General features: G+C 47.4%; 7 protein-coding genes and 2 tRNA genes. 4 read left to right on the top strand and 5 right to left on the bottom strand.

Annotated features, from left to right (window positions below; all coding sequences use genetic code 11):
• A partial coding sequence (locus V6C93_RS10265; protein ID WP_333476559.1) for an RNA-guided endonuclease TnpB family protein occupies nt 1-501 on the top strand: 501 nt, incomplete at its 5' end.
• Between the two features lie 174 nt (nt 502-675).
• Here the strand turns inward: V6C93_RS10265 and V6C93_RS10260 are convergent.
• The 4 genes from V6C93_RS10260 to V6C93_RS10245 all read right to left on the bottom strand — a co-directional run bounded on the left by V6C93_RS10260 (nt 676) and on the right by V6C93_RS10245 (nt 2,712).
• Nucleotides 676-747, bottom strand: a tRNA-Thr gene (locus tag V6C93_RS10260).
• 80 nt (nt 748-827) lie between these two features.
• Nucleotides 828-912 (bottom strand) — tRNA-Tyr (locus V6C93_RS10255).
• 137 nt (nt 913-1,049) lie between these two features.
• Nucleotides 1,050-2,189: a hemolysin family protein gene (locus V6C93_RS10250; RefSeq protein ID WP_333476558.1), complete on the bottom strand. Its 1,140-nt coding sequence runs from the start codon at nt 2,187-2,189 to the stop codon at nt 1,050-1,052.
• A 382-nt stretch (nt 2,190-2,571) separates the two neighbouring features.
• Nucleotides 2,572-2,712, bottom strand: coding sequence for a hypothetical protein (locus V6C93_RS10245; protein WP_333476557.1), 141 nt, complete (start codon nt 2,710-2,712; stop codon nt 2,572-2,574).
• Nucleotides 2,713-2,828: 116 nt separating this feature from the next.
• Between V6C93_RS10245 and V6C93_RS38730 the strand changes: the two genes are divergently transcribed.
• The gene (locus V6C93_RS38730) at nt 2,829-4,061 is read left to right on the top strand and encodes an SGNH/GDSL hydrolase family protein (RefSeq protein ID WP_333476556.1); all 1,233 of its coding nucleotides are present in this window, start codon (nt 2,829-2,831) and stop codon (nt 4,059-4,061) included.
• Nucleotides 4,062-4,226: 165 nt separating this feature from the next.
• Here the strand turns inward: V6C93_RS38730 and V6C93_RS10235 are convergent, their stop codons facing one another.
• Nucleotides 4,227-5,303, bottom strand: a complete 1,077-nt coding sequence (locus V6C93_RS10235; RefSeq protein ID WP_349262673.1) for a Gfo/Idh/MocA family oxidoreductase — start codon at nt 5,301-5,303, stop codon at nt 4,227-4,229.
• A 422-nt stretch (nt 5,304-5,725) separates the two neighbouring features.
• Here V6C93_RS10235 and queC point away from each other — a divergent pair, with 422 nt between their 5' ends.
• Both queC and V6C93_RS10225 read left to right on the top strand, forming a co-directional pair.
• A complete protein-coding gene (queC, locus tag V6C93_RS10230; protein WP_333476554.1) occupies nt 5,726-6,406 on the top strand; it encodes a 7-cyano-7-deazaguanine synthase QueC in 681 nt (226 codons plus the stop codon).
• A 149-nt stretch (nt 6,407-6,555) separates the two neighbouring features.
• The coding region (locus V6C93_RS10225; protein WP_333476553.1) for a serine/threonine-protein kinase at nt 6,556-7,979 on the top strand (1,424 nt) is incomplete at its 3' end.

Here is a 7,979-nt window from a genome sequence, read left to right as displayed (position 1 = left end):
AGAGTATCAAACACCCGCCAAGATTTCTTGCACAAGCTCAGCAGAAAACTGGTAGACAAAAGCCAAGTCATCGTTGTGGAAAATCTCCACGTCAAGGGTATGGTACGGAACCGTAAGCTATCTTCATCAATATCCGATGTTGGTTGGGGAACGTTTGTCAATTTTCTTGCATACAAGCTAGAACGCAAGGAAGGTAAGCTGGTAGAAATTGACAGATTCTTCCCCAGTTCTAAAAAGTGTTCATGTTGTGGTCATGTTGTTGATGAATTGCCGCTCGATATCAGAGAGTGGGATTGCCCCTCCTGTGGTACTCATCACGACCGTGATGGTAATGCTGCGTTGAACATCAGAACCGAAGGCATCCGGGTAATGACTATGGGCGGAGGGAACCCCGTTCCTGCTAGTCGAGACTGTGTAAGACCACCTGCTCATCAGGGTAAGGGGCAACGGTCGTTGAAGCTAGAAGCCCACTCCGAACCCGATAGGGTCGGTGTGCGGTAGTTCACATGCATATCGACGTGGGGCACGGAACCCGCTTTGAGAATCCAAATGAGTTGACGGCCTGAAATGGACTGTTCACACTTGGTCGCATCGTCAGTATAGGGTTCAGGAGTCTGATGAATGTTCAACCAAACTCCTCACACTAGAAGCCGTACAGAATATAGATTTTTTAAAAGCCCGTGACGAGGATTGAACTCGTGACCTCACCCTTACCAAGGGTGTGCTCTACCACTGAGCTACACGGGCATTAAAAAGGTAATAGTAAAAATATAAAAGGTAAAAAATTAACTTTTTACTTTTTACTCTTAACCTTTTACTCAAATTAGTGGTGGGCCGGGCTGGATTTGAACCAGCGTAGGCGTAGCCAGCGGATTTACAGTCCGCCCCCATTAACCACTCGGGCACCGACCCATTTCGCTCACAAATACTAATGTTAGCACAACTTCCAGCAACTTCCAATATTTTTTTTGAATGCCAAATTTTCGGATGCTTTGGCTATCAAAGGCCAGCTTAACTTGACGATAGCCGGGTGAGCCAGGGAATGTTACCTAGACACTCCCCCTAAGCACTACCTTGTTGAAAGCACTACTCTTTCTAGTCCTGGCTACCCGGCTGGGGAAGTCGCTTTCATCATAAATTTCGCCTACCAGCTCTTCCAAGATATCTTCCAATGTTACTAATCCCACTGTTCCACCATATTCATCAACTACAATAGCAATATGTACTCTTTGTTGCAACATTTCTTTGAGCAGGTTTGCAACTCGCTTCGTGTCGGGAACGTAAACGGGTGGGTCCATTGCCTCTGTGACCAAGATATTAATGCGACCTTCTTTTTGGGCGAAGGTCAATTGCTGGAGTGCCCGCTTGAGGTGAACAATTCCCACAATTTGGTCTTTTGATTCTTCCTGAACGGGAATACGGGAATATCCAGTCTCTAAGCAGAAATTCACGAGATTATGCAAGGTTTCCTCATGGGAAATCGTTCGCATATCAATCCGAGGCTTGACTAGGTCGCGAACACTGAGGCTATCTAGCATTAAAGCTTTCGAGAGCAATTGATGTTTATCCAAATCGAGTTTGCCCTTGCCCCCCAAGACCTCAATTAGTAACGTCAGGTCTTTTAACGATTCTCCTTCCTGGACAACCCCGCCCTGAAAAAATCGAATGGCTGTTTGAGCGATGGTTTCAAAGAAATAGACAATTCCCAAAAAAGATAGAATCCTAGACAGCCAATAGATAGGATGTACTGTCAGCCTAAAAATTGGCATTATATTGTTGATAGCTACGGATTTGGGCGTAATTTCTCCGAAAATCAGCACAAGAACTGTAACGACAGCCGTAGCAACACCCAGACCGGCACTGCCGAGCCAAATAGCAAACAAGTTACTGGTAAGAATTGCTGAAAAATTATTGACCAGGTTGTTTCCCACCAAAAGCGTGGTGATAAACCGAGCCCGCTTCTCCAAAACTAGCCGGAACATTCCGCTTGGGTCGCCTTGGTCTTTAATCAATGCCCTGAGCTTGAGGTTATCTAGTGCGGTAATTGCCGTCTCTGAGCCTGAAAAAATAGCCGATAGCACTAGCATAAAAACCAGCACAGCAATATCAAGCCAAACCTGTCCCAAAAGGGGGCCAATATCAGAGACACCAAGAAAGTAGAAGGGAAATGATAGTTGCAAAAAAATCACGCTGAGAGCGCAGTGCTTTTAACTGTAGAACTTCATGATAAGAAGTTTTTACCCGACTGACCTAGTAAAGGCTGGGTAAAAAAAATTGAGCGGCTAAAATTCTACTATCGCGTTGAAGCGCTGAGGCAAGCTCCTGTAAGCCTCAGCGTTTTGCGATCGCACAAAGCGAAGAGTGCTTGAGGGCAATCACCGCGATAGACTCGTTTTTACCTAATTAGCAAACTCGAATATCGCTAGATACGATTGCCCAAGGGGCACAGGAATTGCTGAGCACTCGCTTAGGGGCTTGATCTGATTCAGTTTGTCCCACTCGCTGACTCTCGCGGTCTAGCAGGGCAGAAACTGGCTCGTTGACATAATTGATAACTCGAACCCTGTGTGATTAGCCCACCGTGTAGGCGGCTTGCAGTGCCCACCAGAGAAGCAGACCGATACTACCCAAAACCAGCACCGCCGAAATAGCGATCGCCTTTGGGCTATCAGCTCCCTTAAACTTCATGATTCCACGATTTAGGTCTGACATAGCGCTTTAGCTCCTCCTGTATAAATTCAAGCGATGTCACCACTCGAATATATCTTGGTCTAGATTAGCGAGCAAAGGAGAATAAATCCATAATTCACAGGATTGATTTAGGAAATATGGAGGTATGTGTGAATGTCGGGCTGGTGAGTGTGGTTGTGTTGGTCGGGTCATGCCTCCTGTTAGAGGTGGGATTACGGTTGCTCTTTGGTTTTGGCAATCCTCTGCTTTATCTAGCCGATGCAGAAATTGGCTACTTACTCGCACCCAACCAACGCACGAGACGGTTTGGCAATCGCATTGCCATTAATGAGTATTCTATGCGAAGTTCGACGATTACAAATACACGCCCTACCTCAACACTACGGGTGCTGTTATTGGGAGATTCGGTTGCCAATGGGGCATCGTGGACAGACCAAAATCGGACAATTTCAGCACTGATGACCACTCAACTAGAGCTCGCTGTCCGTGTAGCCTCTGACGAAAGTTCCATTGGACATAAGCCCTTTGAACGAGTAGAAGTTTTGAATGCCTCGGCTAATTCTTGGGGCCCCCGGAATGAGTTAGGTTATCTAAAACGTTTTGGCAGTTTCGAGGCTCAGGCGATCGTATTGCTGCTCAATACCGATGATTTATTTGCCGCGGCACCAACTTCCGACCCTGTAGGACGCGCTCCCAACTATCCGAACCGGAAACCTCCTTATGCATTGGCTGAAGTGTACACTCGTTACCTCTCACCGAGGCTATCTCGTTTAAGGATGAAGACTCTTACCAAGAAGTTGGCGGGATTGAGAGATGAGCAGAGGAGGAAATTTGCTTCCATGCCTCCACTCTCCCCCTGTTCTTCGGAGAATACCCAATCAGGTAGTAGCGATCGCCACTCCTGCCAAGGAGCCTCCTACGCCAACGGAGCGCCTACTTTGGCACCAGAGTTGCCTGAACCTCGCTCTGGATTAGCACAGCAGGAAACAGAAGCATTTCACAGCGATTCCTTAGCATTCAACTTGGATGCGATCCGTCAAATTCAAGCACTAGCTGCTCATGCGGGTGCTGAGTTTGTCCTTGCCATGACACCTCTATGGCGAGAAATTGCTGAACCGGGTGCCTGTAACTATGAGCTGAAGGCACGCGATCGCCTGACCAAGCTAACCCAAGATGAGCCCATCCGCTATCTGGATTTTCTGCCGATGTTCAACCGCGTTGAAACACCTCAGAAGTTGTACCGCGACCACATTCACCTAAGTCCTGAAGGAAATCAGAGAGTCAGTGAAGCAATCGCGCGATCGCTTGTTCCGTTGTTGCACTTATCAGCTACTTCCACCAACGGGGAAAAGGGAATGGATCATTTGTAAAACTTATCTCCATTCCCTCTTCCTATTCCTCCATCAACACCTAAAGGCTGCAACTCATTGGAGTTTTTTTAACTCAACGAGCGATCGCTTCGGGTGCCGTTAGGAGTTGTGTTCAATCAGCGAATAGTGACCAGCTGCTCACTGCTCACTACTCACTACTCACTGTTAATAAGTGACGGCTGACACAGGACGAACATGCAGGTCACGGCGATCTCTATCCATCGGCTGCCAAACTTGACCGTCCAGAGCGATTTGCTCAATCAGACTCGCCAACCGGAGAGCCTTGAGCGCCTGTTCACCCCCAACGGAAGGTTGATTTCCGCCTCGCACACAGCCCACAAAGTGTTCCAACTCCGCGCAGAGTTTGTCAATGTTGCTGGTGTAAACCTTTTCAATCAACCCATCTTGCCGATACAGCACCTGACCATAATCAGTCATGCAGTTCGCCGTTGTTTGCCGATGAATCAGAATCTCATTGTTGAGAAAATCGGCTTCCGTCAGCGAGTTTTTGCAATGAGCCGCAATCCGCCGAATTTTGCGGTGCGTCACCTTACTAGCTGTCAGGGTAGCAACAATCCCATTGGCAAAACCCAAGGTGGCTGTCACGTAGTCTAAATAGCCAGAATTGTCGGCACGGCTGCCACTGGCGGTCAGCTTGACCACAGGGGCGTCTGCAAGTTCTAACAGCAAGTCAATGTCATGAATCATCAGATCCAAGACGACGGAGACATCATTGGCTCTATCCGAATAGGGGCTCATCCGGTGAGCTTCTAGAGCCAATAACTCTTCTGTCTTTAAAACTTTGCCAAGTTCTTGAAAAGCGGGGTTAAAGCGTTCAATGTGCCCAACTTGCAGGATGGATTGGGACTCGGCTGCGGCATTCACCAAAGATTCTGCTTCGGCAATACTGGCAGCGATCGGTTTTTCTACTAAGACATGAACCCCAGCTTGCAAACAGGTTATCCCAACTTCGTGATGTAACTTTGTGGGGACGGCAACACAGACAGCATCTACATACGGTAGAAGGTCTCGATAATCCTCAAAAAAACGGACACGGTATTTACTTGCCATGTCCAAACCACGTTCGACATTAATGTCTGCCACCCCTACAAGTTCTACGTCTTTGAGAAAACTTACAACGCGGGCATGATGTTGTCCCATATTGCCAACGCCGATAACGCCAATCTTGATTGGCTGCGGCAGGCTGCGCTGCACATGGGCATCCAGATGTCTTTGGCACATTCTATCTTGCACTCTTGTCTGCTCCTCCACCACGGGAACTAAGTCGATTTGCTTATTCTGAGCCGCCTTAAACCATCCAGATAGTACCACAGCCCCTCTAAGTGTGAAGAATTCCAAAGTTTTGCCTAGATCCCTCAAACAAAAAATTTAAGGAGGTCTTTGGGGCGGTCATTTTCTTTTCATTGTGGTTTGAGTACTTCGAGAGCGTCGGATACATGTGGCAGTTTCTGGGTCGTCCATTAAGACAGGGATTTTCGGGGTTTTTGGACTACTTGTGTTAATTTCTCAGGCTCTCCCGTCAACCTGTTCGAGCAGGATTCTCAGGTCATGCTGATCTGCCATATACTTAGAGTTCTTGCCAATTAAGAGCTAAGAGCGCTAGAGCCTAAACGCGAGTAGCTCATGAATGAAGGACTCGGATTTTGAAAGCTGTTATTTTATTATCAGGAGGATTGGACTCTTCGACAGTTCTGTATCAAGCCCAGGCCGATGGTTGTGAGTGCTATACCATTTCCTTTGATTACCAGCAGCGCCATCGACGGGAACTCCAATCAGCGGAAGCGATCGCACGTTGTGCTGGCGTTAAGGAGCATCAGAGAGTCAGTTTTGACTTGCGACAGTGGGGTGGTTCAGCGTTGACGGATGATGGTATGAACTTACCAGAACATCGCAGCCTAGATGAGATGTCTCAGAACATCCCCATTACCTATGTACCTGCTCGAAATACGATTTTTTTGAGTTTTGGTCTGTCCTACGCAGAAGCGATCGCAGCTCAAAGAGTCTATGTGGGGGTGAATGCTTTGGATTATTCCGGTTACCCCGATTGCCGTCCCGACTATATCCAGGCCATGCAAAAGGTTTTTGAACTGGGGACAAAACAGGGTCGGGAGGGACAAGTGATCGAGATTGTGACGCCTCTAATTGACCTCAAAAAAACTGCCATTATTGAGCTAGGCAATCAGCTTGGTGTTCCGTGGGAACAAACTTGGTCTTGCTACGCCGGGGGCGATGTGGCTTGTGGTAGTTGTGACTCCTGTCAGTTGCGACTTGCCGCTTTTGCTGAATTGGGCTTGCAAGACCCGCTCCCCTATGCCGTAAACTAGTATTGTCTAGCAGGGAATTTAACAAACCCCAGAGGCACTCCAGGACGCTGAGGTAAGAGAAAGAGAGAGTGATAAGTTGGAGTGCAACTTGGTATTAGGTTTCATCAGGGGAAAAATTACCATAGATTAATTCCAATCCTTCTCCCCTAATGACCTGCTGCCTCAATCCCGATTGCCAGAATCCCCTAAATCCAGATGGCTTTGAATTTTGCCGGAGTTGCGGAAAAAAACTGGTATTGCTGCGAAACCGCTATCGTCCCATTCACATCCTGGGTAGTGGGGGATTTGGTAGAACCTATCTGACTGAAGACATAGATAAGCTAAACGAACGCTGTGTTATCAAGCAATTTGCACCGCAAATCAAGGAACAGGCAGTACTTGAAAAAGCCACTCAACTGTTTCAGCAAGAAGCATGGCAACTGCAACAACTAGGTCAACATCCGCAGATTCCCGCGCTGTTGGCTTACTTCAAGGAGGACAATTACCTGTATTTGGTGCAGGAGTTTATTGAAGGGCAAACGTTGCTGACTGAGTTGGAACAGCAAGGGGGATTTAGTGATGCCAAGATTCGGGAACTGTTGCTTGACTTTTTACCCGTGTTGCAGTTTGTCCATCAGCGGGGTGTGATTCACCGGGATATTAAGCCAGAAAATATCATGCGGCGCAAGAGCGATCGCAAATTGGTACTCATTGACTTCGGTGTAGCTAAACAGCTAAGTAACACGGTGGTAGCACGGAAAACGTACTGTGGAACTCTGGGTTATGCACCTGCCGAACAGATGACCTATGGTGAAACCTATCCAGCGAGCGACCTTTATGCCTTAGGCGCTACCTGTATTCATCTCCTGACTGGCACGAACCCCCATCTTCTCTACAACCCTAAGGAAACTCGCTGGTTATGGCAAGACGTACCCAAGCCGCGTGGGGCAGCACTTAGTAAACAGCTAGGGCAGATTTTGGACAAGATGCTCAAGAGTGAGGTAAAAGCACGGTATCAATCCGCTGAGGAGATACTCAAAGATTTAAATTCTCCCTTGCTTGGGACGTGGTGCGGCGAGTTTGAAAATAAACTGGCGACGCTTACAATTACTTACCACTTAGGTGATTGGTTTGGTGGAATTTTAACTGTCCAATCCTCAAATGGTCTTTCTCGGATTGGGATTCAAGGCAACCTTAACCGCCAAACAAAGGCGGTAACTATGCGAGAAATTCGTGTCCTTTCAGAACCTTACGCTGGATTGTGGAATTTGGGAAAAAATGCAGGAACTTTGTCTTCCGATGAGAAGCAAATGACCGGCATGGGTCAAGACTCGCTTCATAACTCCTACTCGTGGTCATTCTTTCGGACGGGGGCAAGGGTCGAAATTTGGTGTGGTGAGTTTGACGATCAACCGGCTATGCTCACGGTTACTTCACAGCCCGATAACTATTTTGGTGGAATTTTGAGTGTTCAATTTTCTCATCTTAAGGGTCTTTATCGCATTGCGCTTCAGGGAAATATTAACCCCAATACTAATCAGGTAAAAATCCGAGAAGTTCGTGTCCTTTCACAACCGGCACAATCAACATCAGA

The sequence above is a fragment of the Allocoleopsis sp. genome (assembly GCF_036703385.1).
Classification (GTDB): domain Bacteria; phylum Cyanobacteriota; class Cyanobacteriia; order Cyanobacteriales; family Coleofasciculaceae; genus Allocoleopsis.
Note: the sequence above shows the minus strand (reverse complement) of the source record. Positions and strands in the feature narration are given on the sequence as shown.

Excerpts from the sequence above, each read along its gene's own strand:
- V6C93_RS10245 (WP_333476557.1), bottom strand. The coding sequence starts at position 2,712 with ATGTCAGACCTAAATCGTGGAATCATGAAGTTTAAGGGAGCTGATAGC.
- V6C93_RS38730 (WP_333476556.1), top strand. The coding sequence starts at position 2,829 with ATGGAGGTATGTGTGAATGTCGGGCTGGTGAGTGTGGTTGTGTTGGTC.
- V6C93_RS10235 (WP_349262673.1), bottom strand. The coding sequence starts at position 5,303 with ATGTGCCAAAGACATCTGGATGCCCATGTGCAGCGCAGCCTGCCGCAG.